Raw genomic sequence first — 19,939 nt, forward strand, 5'->3', positions numbered from 1 at the left:
ATGCTTAACCTTATTTATAAAATTCGCTATTATTTTGAACGCAATGGCTTTTATGTAAGCACTCGCCTAGCTGATAGGTTGGGGATAAAGGTTAAAAGCGTGCGCTTGTTTTTTATTTACCTTTCATTTGCTACTTTAGGAGTGGGCTTTGCTGTTTATTTAACGCTTGCCTTTTGGTTAAAATTAAAGGATTTAATCTATACCAAAAGAAGTTCTGTATTTGATTTGTAAAATATGCAAAAAATCTCAACCAAAGTACTTTTAGCTTTAGTTTTACTCGTTGTGATTGTAATAGGTGGCGTGATAGGTTTTAAGTTGCTTGCCGATTACTCGTGGATAGATGCTTTCTATATGACGGTAATTACCGTTACTACAGTGGGTTTTGGTGAGGTAGTACCCTTAACGCCAGACCAAAAATTATTTACCGGAATTTACATCATATTGAGTATATCTATTTTTGGATATGCGATATCAACGGTTATTGAATTTATTCTGAGTACTAACAATATTGGTACTTTAAAACAAAGACGTATGCAAAAAGAAATTTCAGCGTTTACCAATCATATTATAGTGTGTGGCTATGGTCGAAATGGTAAAGAGGCAGTGCAAAAATTGAGTTCAAATAAAATGAATTTTGTTATAATTGAAAATTCTGAAGAACAACTCGATCAAATCCGCCAAGAGGGTTTTTATTATATTGCTGGTGACGCCACCCAAGATGAGGTGTTAGAAATGGCAGGTATAGAAAAAGCAAAAGTGCTTTTGTGCTCCTTGCCCAGCGATGCAGATAATCTTTTTATTGTACTTTCGGCAAGACAGCTCAATCAAGACCTTACTATAATCAGCCGGTCTACAGATGAAAGCTCAAATAAAAAGCTAAAACTAGCAGGAGCAGATCAAGTCATTATGCCCGATCGTATTGGTGGTAGTCATATGGCTTCTTTGGTTGTAAACCCAGATTTGATTGAGTTTATGAGCGAGTTGGCAAATATTAATGAGAACGAAGAGGTAGAAGATCAAATTTTGGTTAAGAAACTTAACTTCTCTTTATTAGGACGCTCAACGCCTATGAGCATTGCCGAATTAAACCTTAGAAAAGATACGGGATGCAGTATTATAGGGGTTCACGATAAAACCGGCGGATACACAATAAATCCAGAGGCTGACATGAATTTAGATGAGTTTTCACAATTGATAATAGTGGGAAATATGCATCAAATGCGTAAACTTAAAAGCAAATATCCTAGCCTTAATTTTAAAATATAAACGGGATAGCAAGTACTTTTTCTTTAAATAGTAAGCTAAAAATTTAATTTTTTTTTAATATTGCTATCTATTCTATCAAAAAACAAGATATCTTATGAGAAAGTATTTACTTTCGTTTTTATTTTTTTTACTGATTTTTTCATCGCTGCAAGCTCAAGAAGATTTTAATGAGAAAGATATTAAAGTCGTACCAGAGCTAATTAATCCGTCAAATTTAATCAATGACGGAATTATTGAATTGAATGTTACAGGGGGCGTTCCTCCTTATACTTTTAAGTGGAGCGACCAAGGCACTTCGCTAAAATCTAACAAAGCAACTGGTGTTGTTGAGGGTATTGATTATACAGTAGTAATTACCGATGCTGAACAAAATACGTTAACCAAATCTTACCGTATACCTGCCGAGTCAATTACAGAAAACTTTAATGGCGCGTTTAAACCCATTGTAGATAATCTAGCTTCAATTTTATTTTGGGATCCTTTTTCGGCTATAGGCTTATACGATCCTATCGTTTATGCCGATGAAAAAAATATCCCAATTCCTAATTGGTATTCAGGAATTCAAGACGCCTATAAATTAGAGAAGTGGTTGGTAAAAGAAGGAGAACATGTAAATAGAAACCAGGCCATTGCTATAATTAAATCGGAAAAAGAAGGAAATATAGAAGTTAAAGCATCTGCAAGTGGAACGCTAACCCATTTGACGTCTGAAGGAAATACCATTTACGATTACCAAAATACAGAAGATGTAATTGAAGCTGGAGCACATTTTTTTGCTAAGGTAAAATACGATGAGCCAGTAATATTGACACATCCCAACGGAGACCCTATTACTTTTCCTATTCCTTTTATTGTAGTTTGGTTAATTTTAGGAGCTGCCTTTTTTACTTTAAGAATGGGCTTTATAAACCTAAGAGGGTTTCGTCACGCTTTAGATTTAGCTAAAGGAAAATATGACGACCCCAATGCTCCAGGTAGGATTACCCATTTTCAAGCACTGGCTACAGCGGTTTCGGCAACCGTTGGTTTAGGAAATATTGCAGGTGTAGCAGTGGCCATTTCTTTAGGTGGTGCAGGGGCAACCTTTTGGATGATTTTAGCCGGACTGTTAGGAATGTCTTCTAAGTTTGTAGAATGTACTTTGGGTGTAAAATATAGGTTTATCAGTAAAGAAGGAAAGATTTTTGGGGGACCAATGAACTATCTCCGCTACGGATTAGAAAAACGAAATATGTCTGGTTTAGGTAAATTTTTAGCAGGTTTCTTTGCCGTCTTAGGAGTAGGAGCATCTTTTGGAGGAGGTAATATGTTTCAAGCCAATCAATCTTTTGAGATCTTATCGGGCCAATTTCAATTTTTAGAGGGACACGGCTTTATCTTCGGACTTGTGGTTGCGGCTTTGGTAGCAGTAGTGATTATTGGAGGTATTTCAAGTATTGCTAAAGTTACCGGTAAGGTGGTTCCTTTCATGGCAGCGATTTATGTTTTGGGAGCCTTAATTGTTATTGGTATAAATATTGAAAATATTGGCCCAGCCTTTAATGCTATTTTTGAAGGCGCTTTTAATCCTTCGGCCCTAAAAGGGGGAATTATCGGGGTGCTTATTGTAGGTTTTCAGAGAGCTGCTTTTTCTAATGAAGCAGGTGTAGGTTCTGCAGCTATTGCCCATAGTGCGGCAAAAACAAATCATCCTCCATCAGAAGGTTTTGTAGCTTTGCTAGAGCCTTTTATCGATACCGTAGTAGTTTGTACGCTTACCGCATTGGTTTTAATTTTTACAGGAATGCACGAAGTTGAAGGAATAGGCGGAGCTCAGCTTACCTCAGAAGCCTTTGCTAGTGTAATATCTTGGTTTCCCTATGTATTGGCGGCCGCGGTATTTTTGTTCGCTTTTTCAACAATGATTTCTTGGTCTTATTACGGTATGAGAGCTTGGACTTATTTATTTGGGAAGTCAAACCAATCGGAATTAATTTATAAATTACTATTTTTATTGTTTGTTGTTGTAGGGGCATCGGTAAGTTTAGGGGCTGTGTTAGATTTTTCTGATATGATGATTCTAGCCATGTCTTTCCCCAATATCATTGGGTTGTATATATTATCTGGAGAAGTACGTGATGATTTACGGGAGTATTTGAGAAAATTAAAAGCCGGTGAGTTATTCAAAAAGCAAAAAATTAAAGTGTAAAATAAAAGTAAATGAAAAGCAAATTATCCCATTTCAGGTTCAATAAAAGAGAACAAAATGGGATTTTTGTTTTTATAATCCTTATAGTTCTTGGCTTTTTTATCATTGCTTTTAAAGAGCATCTGTTTGTTGGGGCTAGAACAGTTAGTCTAAAGCAAGATCAAGCGTATGAAGCTCAAATAGATAGTCTAAAACGGAAAGCTGCCGCGGAAAGAGTGGCGTATCAGCAAAAACCATTTAATCCTAATTTTATAAGCGATTACAAAGGATATCTACTAGGTATGAAGGTAGATGAAATAGACAGACTTCATGCTTTTAGAGCCAAAGAGCAATGGATTAATTCTGCACAAGAATTTCAAGCGGTAACAAAGGTTTCAGATTCTTTACTTACTGCCATCGCTCCACTGTTTAAGTTTCCAGATTGGGTGAAGCAGAATCAAATCCGTAAAGCTGCAGAACCAAAGCATCTTAGTTATGCTAAAAAAAGTGATTTGAATACTATGACCTTTGAAGAGCTGGTACAAGTTAAAGGGATTGGTGAGGTTTTAGCCAATCGTATAATCAAATACAGAACAAAACTTGGCGGATTCCTTCACGATATTCAATTAAAAGATATTTATGGGTTAAATTATGAAGCCCAGAAAAATTTGCTAGCATTAAGCACGGTAAAAACCCCTCCAGCACACAGCAAAAGAGATCTTAATACCATTGAGGTGATTGAGCTTTCAGAAATTCCTTACTTTAATTATGAGAGTGCCAGAGATGTAGTGCAATACCGTAAGTTACATCAAAAAATTAAAAATTTTAACGAGTTGGCAAAAATTGAGTCCTTTCCAGCTCATAAATTAGATAGAATACAATTATATTTGAAGATTGATTGAAAAATCAAATAAACAGCAATTGTTAAAAGAAAAAGAAGAAATATGTATTTTACAGAAGAGCACGAACTCTTTAGGCAGAGTTTAAAGGAGTTTTTACAGAAAGAAGTCGTTCCGCATATCGATAAATGGGAAAAATCAGGTACTATAGAGCGTTTTATCTGGAAAAAATTTGGAGAGATGGGATACTTTGGGATTAACTACCCAGAGCAATACGGCGGACTAGATTTAGATCTTTTTTACACCGTTATTTTTCTCGAGGAATTACAAAAAATTAATTCTGGAGGGTTTGCAGCTGCAATGTGGGCGCACGCCTACCTAGCGATGACTCACTTAGCAAAAGAAGGAGATGAGCGTATTAAAGAGGAATATTTGGCGCCTAGTATTGCTGGAGATAAAATAGGTTGTCTTTGCATCACAGAGCCTTTCGGCGGATCTGACGTAGCTGGAATGAAATCAACCGCAGTTAAAAAAGGAGATAAGTATATCTTAAATGGCTCAAAGACCTTTATAACCAACGGTGTTTATTCTGATTATCTTGTGGTTGCTGCCAAAACGGCTCCCGAAAAAGGAAATAAAGGAATGAGTATTTTTGTAGTCGATCGCGATACTCCGGGAATTGCAGCTACAAAATTAGATAAATTGGGATGGCGGGCTTCAGATACCGGTGAAATTAGCTTCACTGACGTTGAAATTCCTGCAGAAAATTTAATGGGAGAAGAAGGTAAAGGTTTCCCCTATATCATGCAGCATTTTGCTTTAGAAAGATTGATAATGGGAGTTAACGCCCACGCTAGGGCCGAGTTTGCGTTAGATTATACGCTTCAGTATATGAGCGAGCGAGAAGCCTTTGGTAAAACCATAAATAAGTTTCAAGCCTTAAGGCATAAAATGGCCGAAATAGCAAGTGAAGTTGAAATGTGTAAGACGTTTAATTATGCTATCACTAAACAACTTGATGAAGGAGCCTATGTTGTAAAAGAGGCAAGTATGTCAAAATTACTTTCAACTAAAATGGCAGATAGCGCTATTTACGACTGCTTGCAAATGTTAGGCGGTTATGGTTATATTGAGGATTATCCTTTAGCACGATTGCTTCGCGATTCACGATTAGGACCTATTGGAGGAGGAACTAGTGAGATTCTGAAAGAGATTATTGCCAAAATGATTATAGATGGCAAAAGTTATAAGCCGGCAACTTAGTATTATTTAGGTTTGTAAAACCAAGAAATAACTACACATTAGCAAAAAAATCAGGTTAAACTACTATATTTAACCTGATTTTTCTATTTATGGATGCTATTCAAAAATTCCTGGATTACTTAAAGGTTGAGAAAAACTATTCTTCTCATACACTTATGGCTTATAAAAATGATTTGGTTGATTTTGAGCAATACTTGCAACAGACTAAACCCGACACCAGCATTGTAAAAGCTACTTACTCTTCTTGTAGAGCCTGGTTCGTAGAACTTTCTCAGCGAGGTTTAGATAATCGTAGCATCAATCGTAAGGTTTCTACTTTGCGTAGTTTTTATTCTTTTTTGTTAAAGATACGCGAGATAGAGAAAAGCCCATTAAGCCAACATAAACCTATTAAGGTCAAGAAAAATTTACGTGTGCCCTTTTCTAAAGAAGAAATGAAAAGAGTGTTTGATTCTTTACCCAACAATAGCTTTTTAGGCTCTAGAGATCGTTTGCTCATCGAGTTGCTTTATGCTACAGGTATGCGACGAGCAGAGTTAATGAATTTGCGTTTGGAAGATATAGACCTAGAACAAATGACGGTTAATGTTTTAGGTAAGCGCAATAAAGAACGACGTATACCTCTATTAAATAGATTGGTATTTCCAATTGAAGCCTATCTAAATTTTCGTAAAAAACATTTATCACAGTTAAAAAAGGAGAGTCCTTATCTTTTTATTACAGACAAAGGTAATCCAGTTTATGCCGATTGGGTTTATAAGAAAGTCAATCAAATTTTTAGAACTTTTTCTCAAAAAAAGGTTTGTAGTCCGCATATCTTACGACATAGTTTTGCTACTCACTTATTAACAGAAGGTGCTAACATACAAGAAATCAAAGAGTTGTTGGGTCATTCTAGTTTAGCCTCTACAGAGGTTTATGCAAAAAATGACATTCAAGGATTGCGCAAAGTTTATCTTTCAGCTCACCCGCGTTCTAAATAATTGAAAATTAAGGTATTGAAAAAAAATATAAAAAAAAGTAAAAAAAAGTTTTGCGTAATTGATAAACAACTCTATATTTGCAGTCCGTTAGAAAAGCGGTAGTTCTTTAAGAATAGACGAAACAAAGTGCCGATGTAGCTCAGCTGGCTAGAGCAGCTGATTTGTAATCAGCAGGTCGTGGGTTCGAGTCCCTCCATCGGCTCTATTCTATGAAATAATGATTCAAAATTAATTAAATTGGGGAGATACTCAAGTGGCCAACGAGGACAGACTGTAAATCTGTTGTTTTTTAACTTCGCAGGTTCGAATCCTGCTCTCCCCACAAAATTTAGAAATAATTTGGAATGCGGGAGTAGCTCAGTTGGTAGAGCGTCAGCCTTCCAAGCTGAATGTCGCCAGTTCGAACCTGGTCTCCCGCTCTATTTTCTTTAAGTGAAAGCTGAAGAGGGTAGGGCTTTACTTGTATAAAAGTAACTCTGAATCACTAGGCCGACGTAGCTCAGGGGTAGAGCGCTTCCTTGGTAAGGAAGAGGTCACGAGTTCAATTCTCGTCGTTGGCTCAAAAAGCGTAAGTCGCTTACTTATACTGGCAGCTTTTTAAAGTTGTTTTTTGTATTGTATATAATTTGAACACTAATATATAACTAAGATTAAAACAAGTATTAATTATGGCAAAGGAAACTTATGATCGTTCCAAACCGCACTTGAATATAGGTACAATTGGACACGTAGATCACGGAAAAACAACTTTAACTGCAGCTATTACTAAGGTTTTAGCTGATGCTGGGTATTCAGAGGCTTCTGCTTTTGATCAAATTGATAATGCTCCAGAAGAAAAAGAAAGAGGTATTACAATTAACTCTTCTCACGTAGAGTATGCTACTGCAAATCGTCACTATGCACACGTTGACTGTCCAGGTCACGCCGATTACGTAAAGAACATGGTAACTGGTGCTGCTCAAATGGACGGTGCTATTCTTGTGGTTGCTGCTACAGATGGTCCTATGCCACAAACTCGTGAGCACATCTTGTTAGGTCGTCAGGTAGGAATTCCTAGAATTGTTGTTTTCTTAAACAAAGTTGATTTAGTAGATGATGAAGAGCTTTTAGAGCTAGTGGAAATGGAAGTTAGAGACTTGTTATCTTTCTATGAGTATGATGGTGACAATGGTCCTATCGTTGCAGGTTCTGCATTAGGAGCTTTAGAGGGAGAGCAAAAGTGGGTTGATACAGTATTAGAGCTTATGGAAGCTGTTGATAACTGGATCGAGTTGCCAGAGCGTGATGTTGATAAGCCATTCTTAATGCCTATCGAAGATGTATTCTCTATTACAGGTCGTGGTACTGTTGCAACTGGTCGTATTGAGACTGGTATCGCAAACACTGGAGATCCTGTAGAGATTATTGGTATGGGTGCAGAGAAATTAACTTCAACTATTACTGGTATTGAGATGTTCCGTCAGATATTAGATAGAGGTGAAGCTGGTGATAACGCTGGTATCTTATTGAGAGGTATTGAGAAGACTCAGATTTCAAGAGGTATGGTAATTACTAAGCCAGGTTCTGTAACTCCTCACGCTAAGTTTAAGGCAGAGGTTTATATCTTGAAAAAAGAAGAAGGTGGTCGTCACACGCCATTCCATAACAACTACCGTCCTCAGTTCTACGTAAGAACAACTGATGTTACAGGTACTATTAGTCTTCCTGATGGAGTTGAGATGGTAATGCCAGGTGATAACTTAACTATTCACGTTGAGTTGATTCAGCCAATCGCAATGAATGTTGGTCTTCGTTTTGCTATCCGTGAAGGAGGTAGAACAGTAGGTGCTGGTCAGGTTACTGAAATTTTAGACTAATTTAAATATAGTTTAGGTTAAGGTTTGCTACCAAACCTTAACCTAAATCCTACGGGTTTAGCTCAGTTGGTAGAGCACTGGTCTCCAAAACCAGGTGTCGGGAGTTCGAGTCTCTCAACCCGTGCAAAGCACTGGAAAAGTGCTGGTCAAATCGGTTTTATATTAAGACCGATTTGCTGAATTAAAACAAATTCAAAGGCGATGCGCCTTTTTTTCTTCAGAGAAGAGATAAAGATGCTCATCTTTTGTAAACCTTAATAAAATGGCAGGAATCGTAAAATATATATCTGAGTCTTATAGTGAATTGAAAAATCATGTTACTTGGCCTTCATATGCAGAAGGGCAAAGGCTTACGGTTATAGTGCTTGTTTTTTCGGTAATATTCTCTTTAGCAATTTGGGGGGTGGATACTGTTTTTAGTTCTGTGATTGAGCAGTATTTTGATTGGGTTAAATCTTAAGAATTACAAGTAATATGTCTGAAGATAATTTGAAGAAGTGGTACGTTGTTCGTGCGGTAAGTGGTCAAGAGAATAAGGTTAAAGATTATATCGAGAAAGAGATTTCTTATCAAGGTTTAGAAGATTTTGTAGATCAAGTTTTAGTGCCTACAGAGAAAGTTATACAAATTAGAAATGGTAAGAAAATAAACAAAGAAAGAGTTTATTTTCCTGGTTATGTAATGGTTCAGGCAAATTTAAGTGGTGAGGTGCCGCATATCATTAAAAGTATCAATGGTGTGATAGGTTTCTTGGGTGAAACTAAAGGTGGTGATCCTGTGCCTTTAAGACGTTCTGAAGTAAATAGAATGTTAGGTAAAGTTGATGAGCTTTCTGTTAAAAAGGATACCGTGGCTATTCCATACACAGTTGGAGAAACAGTTAAAGTGATAGACGGACCTTTTAATGGCTTTAACGGTACTGTAGAAAAGGTAAATGAAGAAAAACGCAAGCTTGAGGTGATGGTGAAAATTTTTGGAAGAAAGACACCGGTAGAGTTGAGCTATATGCAAGTTGAGAAAATATAAATTGTTACATATATAGAATTATTGTTAATGCTTCCACTTTAAAAATAATTCAATTTTAAATTTTTAAAAATGGCAAAAGAAGTAAGTAAGGTTGTAAAGCTACAAGTTAAAGGAGGAGCGGCGAACCCGTCTCCACCAGTAGGACCTGCTTTGGGTGCGGCCGGTGTGAATATCATGGAATTCTGTAAGCAATTCAATGGTAGAACACAAGATAAAGCTGGAAAGGTGTTGCCTGTTGTGATTACAGTATATAAAGATAAATCTTTTGATTTTGTAATTAAAACACCACCTGCTGCAGTGCAAATTATGGAAGCAGCCAAAGTTAAGAAAGGTTCTGGAGAGCCAAACCGTAAAAAAGTCGCTAGTATTACTTGGGATCAAGTAAAAGCTATAGCAGAAGACAAAATGCAAGATTTGAATGCATTCACCGTAGATTCAGCCATGAAGATGGTAGCGGGTACTGCTCGATCTATGGGAGTGAATGTTAAAGGTGAAGCACCATTTTAATCTATAAAGAACTAAAAAATGGCAAAATTAACAAAAAAGCAAAAAGAAGCTCAATCTAAAATAGATTCTTCTAAATCATACACGGTAGCCGAGGCTTCTGCTTTAATTAAAGAGGTATCAAATGTAAATTTTGATCCTTCTGTAGATTTAGCAGTACGTCTAAACGTTGATCCGCGTAAAGCGAATCAAATGGTAAGAGGGGTGGTAACGCTTCCTCACGGTACTGGTAAAGATGTAAAAGTATTGGCTTTAGTAACTCCAGATAAGGAGCAAGAAGCTAAAGATGCTGGTGCAGACTTTGTAGGTTTAGATGAGTACTTAGATAAAATAAAAGGAGGTTGGACAGACGTTGATGTGATTATCACAATGCCGAGCGTAATGGGTAAATTAGGACCATTAGGTAGAGTTTTAGGGCCTAGAGGTTTGATGCCTAACCCTAAAACCGGAACGGTAACTATGGATATCGCTAAAGCTGTAGCTGATGTAAAAGCTGGTAAAATTGACTTCAAAGTTGATAAAACTGGTATCGTGCACGCAGGTATAGGAAAAGCCTCTTTTGATGCAGAGAAAATTGCTGGAAACGCAAGAGAATTATTAACTACTTTGGTGAAATTGAAGCCGCAAGCGGCTAAAGGTGTGTATATTAAAAGTATTCACATGTCTAGTACAATGAGCCCAAGTGTTGCAATTGATACTAAAAGGTATACTGAGCAATAAATAAATCATTATGACAAGAGAAGAAAAATCACAAGTAATAAAGGATTTAACAGCCCAGTTAGCAGATACATCTACCATCTATTTAACAGATATCTCTGGTTTAGATGCTGGAACTACTTCAAATTTAAGAAGAGCTTGTTTTAAAGCAAACGTTTCGCTATCTGTAGTTAAAAATACCTTATTAGCAAAAGCTATGGAAAGCTCTGATAAAGATTTCGGAGACTTACCACAAGTACTTAAAGGAAATACTTCTATTATGATTTCTGAAACTGGAAATGCTCCAGCAAAAGTAATCAAAGAATTTAGAAAGAAGTCTGAAAAACCATTATTAAAAGGAGCTTTTATAGATGAAGCTATCTATGTAGGTGACGAAAACCTTGAAGCCTTAGCCAATATCAAGTCTAAAGACGAAGTTATTGGAGATATCATTGGTCTATTACAATCGCCTGCTAAAAACGTTGTTTCTGCACTTAAATCAGGAGGCGGAAAAATCGCTGGTATTTTAAAGACTCTTTCTGAAAAGGAAGGATAAAAAACGTACGCACTTTTTAACAATTATATAAACTAAATTACACATTTTAAAACGATAGAAAATGGCAGATTTAAAAGATTTCGCAGAACAGTTAGTTAACTTAACAGTAAAAGAAGTTAATGAGTTAGCTGATATTTTAAAAGAAGAATATGGTATTGAGCCTGCTGCTGCTGCAGTAGCTGTTGCTGGTGGTGCTGCCGCTGGTGGTGAAGAAGCTGAAGAGCAAACAGAATTCGACGTGATTCTTAAGTCAGCTGGAGCTTCAAAATTAGCAGTAGTTAAATTGGTTAAAGAATTAACTGGTTTAGGATTAAAAGATGCTAAAGGATTAGTAGATGGTGCACCTGCTCCAGTAAAAGAAGGTGTTGCTAAAGACGAAGCTGAGGCATTAAAATCTCAATTAGAAGAGGCAGGAGCTGAGGTTGAGCTTAAATAAGCTTAACAAGCAATATTATTTAGGTTTAGACCTCAAGCATTGCGTCTTGAAGGTCTAAACCATTTTGCGTATGTATACGCAGCGTTTAGTCGCAAACATTATAACTTTAATTAAGTGTTTAATTTTTAGAGCTTCAAATTAAAATTAAATACTTTCAAATTCCGTCAAATAGATGTTAGAAACGCAAGTTGAAAGATTGAATTTTTCTTCTGTTAAAAACAGACCAGATTATCCTGACTTTTTGGATATTCAGATAAAATCGTTTCAGGATTTTTTTCAATTAGAAACCAAATCAGAAGAAAGAGGGAATGAAGGATTATACAATACTTTCCTAGAAAATTTTCCCATTACCGATACCCGCAACCAATTTGTTTTAGAATTTCTAGATTACTTTATTGATACTCCTAGATATTCTATTCAAGAATGTATAGAAAGAGGCTTAACTTACAGTGTACCTCTAAAAGCCCGTTTAAAATTATATTGTACAGATCCCGAGCACGAAGATTTTGAAACTATAGTGCAAGATGTTTATTTGGGAACTATACCTTACATGACCCCTAGTGGTACCTTCTGTATTAACGGAGCAGAACGTGTGGTTGTATCTCAATTACACCGTTCACCAGGCGTTTTCTTTGGGCAATCTTTTCATGCAAACGGAACAAAACTATATTCTGCAAGAGTAATTCCTTTTAAAGGCTCTTGGATAGAATTTGCTACCGATATCAATAGCGTAATGTATGCTTATATCGATAGAAAGAAAAAATTACCAGTTACCACCTTGTTTAGAGCTATCGGCTTTGAGCGAGATAAAGATATTTTAGAAATATTTGATCTTGCTGAAGAAGTAAAAGTGTCTAAATCTGGACTTAAAAAGGTGTTGGGTAGAAAACTTGCTGCCCGTGTACTTAACACTTGGTATGAAGATTTTGTAGATGAAGATACTGGAGAAGTGGTTTCTATAGAAAGAAACGAAATTGTTCTTGATCGAGATACAGAACTTGAGAAAGAACATATCGAAGAAATTCTTGAAACCGGTACAAAAACCATTTTATTACACAAAGAAGATAATAGCACAGGCGATTACGCTATTATTCATAATACACTTCAAAAAGACCCCACCAATTCAGAAAAAGAAGCGGTAGAACACATATATAGACAATTGCGTAACGCAGAACCGCCTGATGAGGAAACCGCTCGCGGAATTATAGACAAGCTTTTCTTCTCTGATCAGCGCTATAATTTGGGTGAAGTTGGGCGTTACCGAATGAATAAAAAATTAGGTTTAGATATCGCAATGGATAAGCAAGTGCTTACCAAAGAAGATATCATAACCATTATAAAATATTTAATTGAGTTAATCAATTCAAAAGCTGAAATTGATGATATTGACCACTTGTCTAACCGTCGTGTTAGAACTGTAGGTGAGCAATTATCACAACAGTTTGGTGTGGGGCTAGCTCGTATGGCTAGAACCATTCGTGAGCGAATGAATGTTCGTGATAACGAAGTGTTTACTCCAATAGATTTGATTAACGCGAAGACCTTGTCTTCTGTTATTAATTCTTTCTTTGGTACCAACCAACTTTCGCAGTTTATGGATCAAACCAACCCTTTAGCCGAAATTACGCATAAGCGTAGATTGTCTGCTTTAGGACCAGGAGGTTTATCTAGAGAGCGTGCAGGTTTTGAAGTGCGAGATGTTCACTACACACATTACGGAAGATTATGTCCTATTGAAACCCCGGAAGGGCCGAATATTGGACTGATTTCTTCGCTATCGGTTTACGCTAAGGTAAACGCTATGGGATTCATCGAAACTCCATATAGAAAAGTAGAAGAAGGGAAGATAGATTTGGCTAATGAACCAGTTTATTTTTCTGCCGAAGAAGAAGAGGAAAAGTTAATTGCGCAGGCCAACATTCCTACCAAAGAGGACGGGACAATCGATGCCGAAAAGGTTATTGCCCGAATGGAAGGTGATTTCCCTGTTGTAGATCCTAAAGAAGTTCACTTTACGGATGTAGCACCTAACCAAATTTCTTCTATTTCAGCTTCATTGATTCCCTTCTTAGAGCATGATGATGCTAACCGAGCCTTGATGGGATCAAACATGATGCGTCAGGCAGTTCCATTATTGCGTGTAGATTCACCAATCGTAGGAACAGGCTTAGAGAGACAAGTTGCTTCAGATTCGCGAGTGTTGATTAACGCAGAAGGAGAAGGAACTGTTAAATATGTAGACGCACGTAAAATTACTATTGAATACGATCGTACAGAAGAAGAACGCATGGTAAGTTTTGACTCTGATGATAAAACCTACGATTTAATTAAGTTTAGAAAAACCAACCAAGGTACTTCGGTAAACTTAAAACCGATTGTTAAGGTGGGTGACCGTGTTTCTAAAGGACAAGTACTTTGCCAAGGTTATGCTACCGAGGCAGGAGAGTTAGCTTTGGGAAGAAACATGAAAGTTGCTTTTATGCCTTGGAAAGGATATAACTTTGAGGATGCAATTGTTATCTCAGAGCGTGTAGTTCGTGAAGATTTGTTCACTTCTATTCATATCGATGAATATTCATTGGAGGTGAGAGACACCAAATTAGGTAATGAAGAGTTGACTAATGATATACCTAACGTATCTGAAGAAGCCACCAAAGATTTGGATGAGCACGGAATGATTCGTATCGGAGCAGAAGTTAAGCCAGGCGATATCTTAATCGGTAAGATTACTCCAAAAGGAGAATCTGATCCTACTCCCGAAGAAAAGTTATTACGCGCTATTTTTGGAGATAAAGCAGGAGATGTTAAAGATGCATCTTTAAAAGCTTCACCTTCTTTAAATGGAGTAGTAATTAACAAGAAACTTTTTGCTCGTGCGGTTAAGGATAAAAGAAAGCGTGCAAAAGATAAAGAAGAAATTGCCAAACTCGAAGATAAGTACAAAGTTAAATTTGAAACGCTTAAAAATGAGTTGATCGATAAACTTTTTGCTATTGTAGGCGGTAAAACAGCTCAAGGTGTTAAAAATGATCTAGGAGAAGATATCTTACCAAAAGGTAAGAAGTATACCTTGAAGATGTTAAATTCTGTTGATGATTATACCCATTTAACGCAAGGTACTTGGACTACCGACGAGCATACTAATGCTTTGGTAGCCGACTTAATACACAATTATAAAATTAAAGAAAATGACCTGCAAGGTAACCTTAGAAGAGAAAAGTTTACCATATCTGTAGGAGATGAGTTGCCATCTGGTATCATTAAATTGGCTAAGGTTTATATTGCTAAAAAGCGTAAATTAAAAGTAGGAGATAAAATGGCAGGTCGTCACGGTAACAAAGGTATTGTTGCTCGTATTGTTCGACAAGAGGATATGCCATTCCTTGAAGATGGAACCCCGGTTGATATTGTACTTAATCCACTAGGTGTACCTTCTCGTATGAATATCGGTCAGATTTATGAAACCGTATTAGGTTGGGCAGGAGAGAAATTAGGTCAGAAATATGCTACACCAATTTTTGATGGTGCAACTATAGACCAAATTAATGAGTTAACCGATAAGGCTGGGATACCACGATTTGGACATACTTATCTATATGATGGGGGAACTGGTGATCGTTTTGATCAAGCGGCAACTGTAGGAATCATCTACATGTTAAAGTTAGGTCATATGATTGAAGATAAGATGCACGCCAGAAGTATTGGGCCATATTCGTTAATTACGCAACAACCACTTGGAGGTAAAGCTCAATTTGGAGGTCAGCGTTTTGGAGAGATGGAAGTTTGGGCACTTGAAGCTTATGGAGCATCAAGTACACTACGTGAAATCTTAACGGTAAAATCTGATGACGTAATAGGAAGGGCTAAAACTTACGAAGCAATCGTGAAGGGTGAGCCAATGCCAGAACCAGGACTGCCAGAATCTTTTAATGTATTAATGCACGAATTAAAAGGTTTAGGGTTAGATATTAAATTAGAAGAATAATTCAAGTAGTAACAACGATTATTCAAATTAGCAAAATTCTTTAGTACCATACATTATGGCAAGAAATAATGACAAGAATACACAAAAGAGATTTAATAAAATCTCGATAGGTTTAGCATCTCCAGAGGCTATTTTAGCAGAATCTCGAGGAGAAGTGCTTAAACCTGAAACCATTAACTACCGTACGCACAAACCAGAAAGAGATGGGCTTTTTTGTGAGCGAATCTTCGGTCCTGTAAAAGATTATGAATGTGCTTGTGGAAAATACAAACGCATTCGTTACCGCGGGATTGTTTGTGACCGATGTGGGGTAGAGGTTACTGAAAAGAAAGTTCGTCGTGACCGTGTGGGTCACATCAATTTGGTAGTTCCTGTAGCACATATTTGGTATTTTAGATCGTTACCTAATAAGATTGGATATTTATTAGGTATACCTTCTAAGAAATTAGATATGATAATTTACTACGAGAGATACGTAGTAATTCAACCGGGAATCGCTAAAAATGAAGAAGGAGAACCTTTACAAAAAATGGATTTCCTTACAGAAGAAGAATACCTAAACATCTTAGACAGCTTACCACAAGAAAATCTTTATCTAGAAGATGAAGATCCTAATAAGTTTATCGCTAAGATGGGAGCAGAGTGTCTTATTGAGATTTTAAAACGTCTAGACTTAGACGAATTATCTTACGAGTTAAGACATAAGGCAAACAATGAAACTTCTAAGCAGCGTAAAACAGAAGCGCTAAAACGTCTTCAAGTTGTTGAAGCTTTTAGAGAGGCTAACGAAAGAAAAGAAAATAAACCTGAATGGATGATAATGAAAGCCATTCCGGTAATTCCACCAGAGTTAAGACCATTGGTGCCGTTAGATGGTGGGCGTTTTGCAACTTCAGATTTAAACGATCTATATAGACGAGTAATTATTAGAAATAATCGATTAAAGCGTCTTATGGAAATTAAGGCACCTGAAGTGATTTTACGTAACGAAAAACGTATGCTTCAGGAATCTGTAGATAGTTTGTTTGATAATACCAGAAAATCTTCTGCTGTTAAAACAGATTCTAACAGACCGCTTAAATCTTTATCTGATTCGTTAAAAGGAAAGCAAGGACGTTTCCGTCAGAATTTATTAGGAAAACGTGTAGATTATTCGGCTCGTTCGGTAATTGTTGTTGGTCCAGAAATGAAATTGTTTGAGTGTGGTTTGCCGAAAAACATGGCTGCCGAATTATATAAGCCTTTTATTATTAGAAAGCTTATAGAACGCGGTATTGTTAAAACGGTTAAATCGGCTAAAAAAATTATAGATAAAAAAGAACCAGTTGTTTGGGATATATTAGAGAATGTGCTTAAAGGACATCCGGTTTTATTAAACCGTGCTCCAACTTTGCACAGATTGGGAATTCAAGCATTCCAGCCTAAATTAATTGAAGGTAAAGCAATTCGTTTACACCCGCTTGTTTGTACGGCATTTAACGCCGATTTTGACGGAGATCAAATGGCGGTGCATTTACCATTAGGCCCAGAAGCAATACTAGAAGCTCAATTGCTTATGCTTGCCTCTCATAATATTTTAAACCCAGCTAACGGTTCGCCAGTTACTGTACCTTCTCAAGATATGGTGCTTGGTTTGTATTATATGACCAAAGAAAGAAAATCTACACCCGAGCGTAAAGTATTAGGTGAAGGACTTACTTTCTACTCTGCAGAAGAGGTAATTATTGCTTATAATGAGAAGAAGGTTGAAATCAATTCTAGTATTAAAGTAAAAACAGAAGACTTTAATGAAGAAGGAGAGTTGGTTCCACAAATTATTGAAACAACCGTTGGTCGTGTTTTATTTAATGAAGAAGTTCCAAGAGCAGCTGGTTTTATTAATGAAGTATTGACAAAAAAATCGCTTCGAGATATTATTGGTAATATCTTAAAAGTGACTAGTGTACCTGAGACAGCCGAATTCCTTGACAAAATTAAAAGTCTAGGTTATGGATTTGCTTTTAGAGGTGGATTATCATTCTCGCTAGGGGATATTATTATTCCGGCCGAAAAAGAAGGTATGATTCAAGATGCTAATGAGCAAGTTGAAGGTATTATGGCCAATTATAATATGGGTCTTATTACCAACAATGAGCGTTATAACCAGGTAATTGATATTTGGACGGCGACCAATGCTAATCTTACTGAATTAGCAATGAAGAGAATCCGCGAAGATAACCAAGGTTTTAACTCGGTTTATATGATGCTGGATTCAGGAGCACGTGGTTCGAAAGAACAGATTAGACAGCTTACCGGTATGCGTGGACTTATGGCAAAGCCTAAAAAGTCGAACTCTGGAGGTGGAGAAATTATTGAGAATCCAATTTTATCTAACTTTAAAGAAGGTCTTTCAATTTTAGAATACTTTATCTCTACCCACGGTGCACGTAAAGGTCTTGCAGATACCGCACTTAAAACTGCAGATGCTGGTTACTTAACTCGTAGATTGGTAGATGTATCGCAAGATGTAATTATTAATGAGGTAGATTGCGGTACCCTTAGAGGAATCGAAGTTAGCCCACTGAAGAAAAATGAAGAGATTGTTGAGAGTCTTGCCGAAAGAATTATCGGTAGAACTGCTCTTAATGATGTGATTGACCCTATATCTGAGGAAGTTTTAGCCGTAGCTGGTCAAGAAATATCTGAAGAAATAGCTAAGAAAATAGATGCTTCTGTATTAGAAAGTGTCGAAGTTAGATCTGCTCTTACTTGTGAAGCTAAACAAGGGGTTTGTGTTAAATGTTATGGTCGAAACTTAGCTACCGGGAAAACGGTACAAAAAGGTGAAGCCGTTGGTGTAGTAGCCGCTCAATCAATTGGAGAGCCAGGTACACAGTTAACCTTGAGAACGTTCCACGTAGGAGGTATTGCAGGTAACATCTCTGAAGATAGTAAACTTGAAACTAAATTTGCAGGTATCGTAGATATCGAAGACCTTAAAACTGTTAAGGGAGAAGATAATGAAGGTAATCCTGTAGATGTGATTATCTCGCGAACTTCTGAATTGAAAATAAGAGATGCCAAAACAAATATTGTATTAAGTAACAACCTAATTCCTTATGGTGCACAATTATTTGTGAAGCCAGGAACAAAAGTTGAAAAAGGTACTGTGATTTGTCAATGGGATCCTTATAATGGTGTGATTATTTCTGAATTTGCTGGTAAAATTAAATTCGAAAATATTGAGCAGGGAGTTACTTATCAAGTTGAAACCGATGAGCAAACTGGTTTCCAAGAAAAAGTAATTTCTGAATCGAAAAATAAAAAGAAAATCCCTACTTTATTAATTATGGGTAAAGGCGACGAGGTAATTCGTTCGTATAACTTGCCAGTCGGCGCCCACTTAATGGTAGATGACGGGGAGAAAATTAAAATAGGTAAAGTTTTAGTGAAGATACCACGTAAATCATCTAAAGCAGGTGATATTACTGGAGGTCTTCCTAGAGTTACTGAGCTATTTGAAGCACGTAATCCATCTAATCCAGCTGTAGTATCAGAGATTGATGGGGTAGTTTCGTTTGGTAAAATTAAACGAGGTAACCGTGAAATCATCGTTGAATCAAAACTGGGAGAGGTTAAGAAATACTTAGTGAAATTGTCTAATCAAATTCTTGTTCAAGAAAATGATTACGTAAGAGCGGGTATGCCTTTATCTGATGGATCTATTACCCCAGAAGATATTTTAAATATCAAGGGGCCTAGCGCGGTACAACAGTACTTGGTAAATGAAGTACAGGAAGTATATCGCTTGCAAGGGGTGAAAATTAACGATAAGCATTTTGAAGTAGTAGTACGTCAAATGATGCGTAAAGTTAAAATTCAAGATCCAGGAGATACTATTTTCCTTGAGAATCAATTAATTCATAAAGATGATTTTATTGATGAGAACGATGAGATTTTTGGTAAAAAAGTTGTTGAAGACGCGGGAGATAGTGCAAATCTAAAAGCGGGTCAAATTGTGACTGCACGTCAATTAAGAGATGAGAATTCTTTATTAAGACGTGAAGACAAGCAATTGGTTACGGCTAGAGATGCACAACCAGCGACTGCCACACCAATACTGCAAGGTATTACAAGAGCTTCTTTACAGACCAAGTCTTTCATCTCTGCGGCTTCTTTCCAGGAAACCACAAAAGTATTGAACGAAGCTGCTGTAAGCGGTAAAGTTGATACCTTAGAAGGACTTAAAGAAAATGTAATCGTAGGACACAAGATTCCAGCAGGAACCGGATTAAGAGAATACGATGATATTATTGTTGGTTCTAAAGAAGAATTGGATCAAATGCTGGAAGCCAAACAAGAAGTGAATTATAATTAATACTG

15 protein-coding genes and 5 tRNA genes are annotated in these 19,939 nt (G+C 36.8%); all 20 read left to right on the forward strand.

Annotated features, from left to right (window positions below; all coding sequences use genetic code 11):
* Positions 1-231 (forward strand): PspC domain-containing protein, encoded by a 231-nt coding sequence (locus ACH2AZ_RS09980; protein ID WP_147860563.1) that lies wholly within the window; start codon positions 1-3, stop codon positions 229-231.
* Positions 232-234: 3 nt separating this feature from the next.
* Positions 235-1,266, forward strand: a complete 1,032-nt coding sequence (locus tag ACH2AZ_RS09985; RefSeq protein ID WP_394907742.1) for a potassium channel family protein — start codon at positions 235-237, stop codon at positions 1,264-1,266.
* A 94-nt stretch (positions 1,267-1,360) separates the two neighbouring features.
* Positions 1,361-3,454, forward strand: a complete 2,094-nt coding sequence (locus tag ACH2AZ_RS09990) for an amino acid carrier protein (RefSeq protein ID WP_394907743.1) — start codon at positions 1,361-1,363, stop codon at positions 3,452-3,454.
* A gap of 11 nt (positions 3,455-3,465) precedes the next feature.
* Positions 3,466-4,335: a helix-hairpin-helix domain-containing protein gene (locus ACH2AZ_RS09995; protein ID WP_394907744.1), complete on the forward strand. Its 870-nt coding sequence runs from the start codon at positions 3,466-3,468 to the stop codon at positions 4,333-4,335.
* A 42-nt stretch (positions 4,336-4,377) separates the two neighbouring features.
* Complete coding sequence (locus tag ACH2AZ_RS10000; protein ID WP_394907745.1) at positions 4,378-5,535, forward strand: acyl-CoA dehydrogenase family protein; 1,158 nt, start codon at positions 4,378-4,380, stop codon at positions 5,533-5,535.
* Between the two features lie 89 nt (positions 5,536-5,624).
* Positions 5,625-6,518, forward strand: coding sequence for a tyrosine-type recombinase/integrase (locus ACH2AZ_RS10005; protein WP_394907746.1), 894 nt, complete (start codon positions 5,625-5,627; stop codon positions 6,516-6,518).
* Between the two features lie 128 nt (positions 6,519-6,646).
* Positions 6,647-6,720, forward strand: a tRNA-Thr gene (locus ACH2AZ_RS10010).
* 37 nt (positions 6,721-6,757) lie between these two features.
* Positions 6,758-6,840, forward strand: a tRNA-Tyr gene (locus ACH2AZ_RS10015).
* 24 nt (positions 6,841-6,864) lie between these two features.
* Positions 6,865-6,937: transfer RNA gene (locus ACH2AZ_RS10020), tRNA-Gly, on the forward strand.
* A 69-nt stretch (positions 6,938-7,006) separates the two neighbouring features.
* Positions 7,007-7,078 (forward strand) — tRNA-Thr (locus ACH2AZ_RS10025).
* A gap of 108 nt (positions 7,079-7,186) precedes the next feature.
* Positions 7,187-8,374: an elongation factor Tu gene (gene tuf / locus ACH2AZ_RS10030; RefSeq protein ID WP_147860557.1), complete on the forward strand. Its 1,188-nt coding sequence runs from the start codon at positions 7,187-7,189 to the stop codon at positions 8,372-8,374.
* 51 nt (positions 8,375-8,425) lie between these two features.
* Positions 8,426-8,498 (forward strand) — tRNA-Trp (locus tag ACH2AZ_RS10035).
* 138 nt (positions 8,499-8,636) lie between these two features.
* Positions 8,637-8,834, forward strand: coding sequence for a preprotein translocase subunit SecE (secE, locus tag ACH2AZ_RS10040; RefSeq protein WP_147860556.1), 198 nt, complete (start codon positions 8,637-8,639; stop codon positions 8,832-8,834).
* Positions 8,835-8,848: 14 nt separating this feature from the next.
* A complete protein-coding gene (nusG, locus tag ACH2AZ_RS10045) occupies positions 8,849-9,400 on the forward strand; it encodes a transcription termination/antitermination protein NusG (protein WP_147860555.1) in 552 nt (183 codons plus the stop codon).
* A 69-nt stretch (positions 9,401-9,469) separates the two neighbouring features.
* Positions 9,470-9,907: a 50S ribosomal protein L11 gene (gene rplK / locus ACH2AZ_RS10050; RefSeq protein ID WP_147860554.1), complete on the forward strand. Its 438-nt coding sequence runs from the start codon at positions 9,470-9,472 to the stop codon at positions 9,905-9,907.
* A gap of 18 nt (positions 9,908-9,925) precedes the next feature.
* Entirely contained in the window at positions 9,926-10,624 is a 699-nt protein-coding gene (gene rplA, locus ACH2AZ_RS10055; protein ID WP_147860553.1) for a 50S ribosomal protein L1, read from the forward strand.
* Between the two features lie 10 nt (positions 10,625-10,634).
* Positions 10,635-11,156: a 50S ribosomal protein L10 gene (gene rplJ / locus ACH2AZ_RS10060; RefSeq protein ID WP_394907747.1), complete on the forward strand. Its 522-nt coding sequence runs from the start codon at positions 10,635-10,637 to the stop codon at positions 11,154-11,156.
* Positions 11,157-11,217: 61 nt separating this feature from the next.
* The gene (rplL, locus tag ACH2AZ_RS10065) at positions 11,218-11,592 is read left to right on the forward strand and encodes a 50S ribosomal protein L7/L12 (RefSeq protein ID WP_147860551.1); all 375 of its coding nucleotides are present in this window, start codon (positions 11,218-11,220) and stop codon (positions 11,590-11,592) included.
* A 172-nt stretch (positions 11,593-11,764) separates the two neighbouring features.
* Positions 11,765-15,577 carry a DNA-directed RNA polymerase subunit beta gene (gene rpoB / locus ACH2AZ_RS10070; RefSeq protein ID WP_394907748.1) on the forward strand — a complete coding sequence of 1,271 codons (3,813 nt, stop codon included), beginning with the start codon at positions 11,765-11,767 and terminating at the stop codon, positions 15,575-15,577.
* Positions 15,578-15,632: 55 nt separating this feature from the next.
* A complete protein-coding gene (gene rpoC, locus ACH2AZ_RS10075) occupies positions 15,633-19,934 on the forward strand; it encodes a DNA-directed RNA polymerase subunit beta' (protein ID WP_394907749.1) in 4,302 nt (1,433 codons plus the stop codon).
* The last annotated feature ends 5 nt before the right edge of the window (positions 19,935-19,939 follow it).

The sequence above is a fragment of the uncultured Mesonia sp. genome, assembly GCA_947499595.1.
Lineage (GTDB): Bacteria > Bacteroidota > Bacteroidia > Flavobacteriales > Flavobacteriaceae > Mesonia > Mesonia sediminis.

Bases quoted from the DNA above. Each gene is read 5' to 3' on its own strand.
- nusG (WP_147860555.1), top strand. From the start codon at position 8,849: ATGTCTGAAGATAATTTGAAGAAGTGGTACGTTGTTCGTGCGGTAAGT.
- rpoC (WP_394907749.1), top strand. From the start codon at position 15,633: ATGGCAAGAAATAATGACAAGAATACACAAAAGAGATTTAATAAAATC.
- tuf (WP_147860557.1), top strand. From the start codon at position 7,187: ATGGCAAAGGAAACTTATGATCGTTCCAAACCGCACTTGAATATAGGT.
- secE (WP_147860556.1), top strand. From the start codon at position 8,637: ATGGCAGGAATCGTAAAATATATATCTGAGTCTTATAGTGAATTGAAA.
- rpoB (WP_394907748.1), top strand. From the start codon at position 11,765: ATGTTAGAAACGCAAGTTGAAAGATTGAATTTTTCTTCTGTTAAAAAC.
- rplA (WP_147860553.1), top strand. From the start codon at position 9,926: ATGGCAAAATTAACAAAAAAGCAAAAAGAAGCTCAATCTAAAATAGAT.
- ACH2AZ_RS09995 (WP_394907744.1), top strand. From the start codon at position 3,466: ATGAAAAGCAAATTATCCCATTTCAGGTTCAATAAAAGAGAACAAAAT.
- ACH2AZ_RS09990 (WP_394907743.1), top strand. From the start codon at position 1,361: ATGAGAAAGTATTTACTTTCGTTTTTATTTTTTTTACTGATTTTTTCA.
- ACH2AZ_RS09985 (WP_394907742.1), top strand. From the start codon at position 235: ATGCAAAAAATCTCAACCAAAGTACTTTTAGCTTTAGTTTTACTCGTT.
- rplJ (WP_394907747.1), top strand. From the start codon at position 10,635: ATGACAAGAGAAGAAAAATCACAAGTAATAAAGGATTTAACAGCCCAG.
- rplK (WP_147860554.1), top strand. From the start codon at position 9,470: ATGGCAAAAGAAGTAAGTAAGGTTGTAAAGCTACAAGTTAAAGGAGGA.
- ACH2AZ_RS10000 (WP_394907745.1), top strand. From the start codon at position 4,378: ATGTATTTTACAGAAGAGCACGAACTCTTTAGGCAGAGTTTAAAGGAG.
- ACH2AZ_RS10005 (WP_394907746.1), top strand. From the start codon at position 5,625: ATGGATGCTATTCAAAAATTCCTGGATTACTTAAAGGTTGAGAAAAAC.
- rplL (WP_147860551.1), top strand. From the start codon at position 11,218: ATGGCAGATTTAAAAGATTTCGCAGAACAGTTAGTTAACTTAACAGTA.
- ACH2AZ_RS09980 (WP_147860563.1), top strand. From the start codon at position 1: ATGCTTAACCTTATTTATAAAATTCGCTATTATTTTGAACGCAATGGC.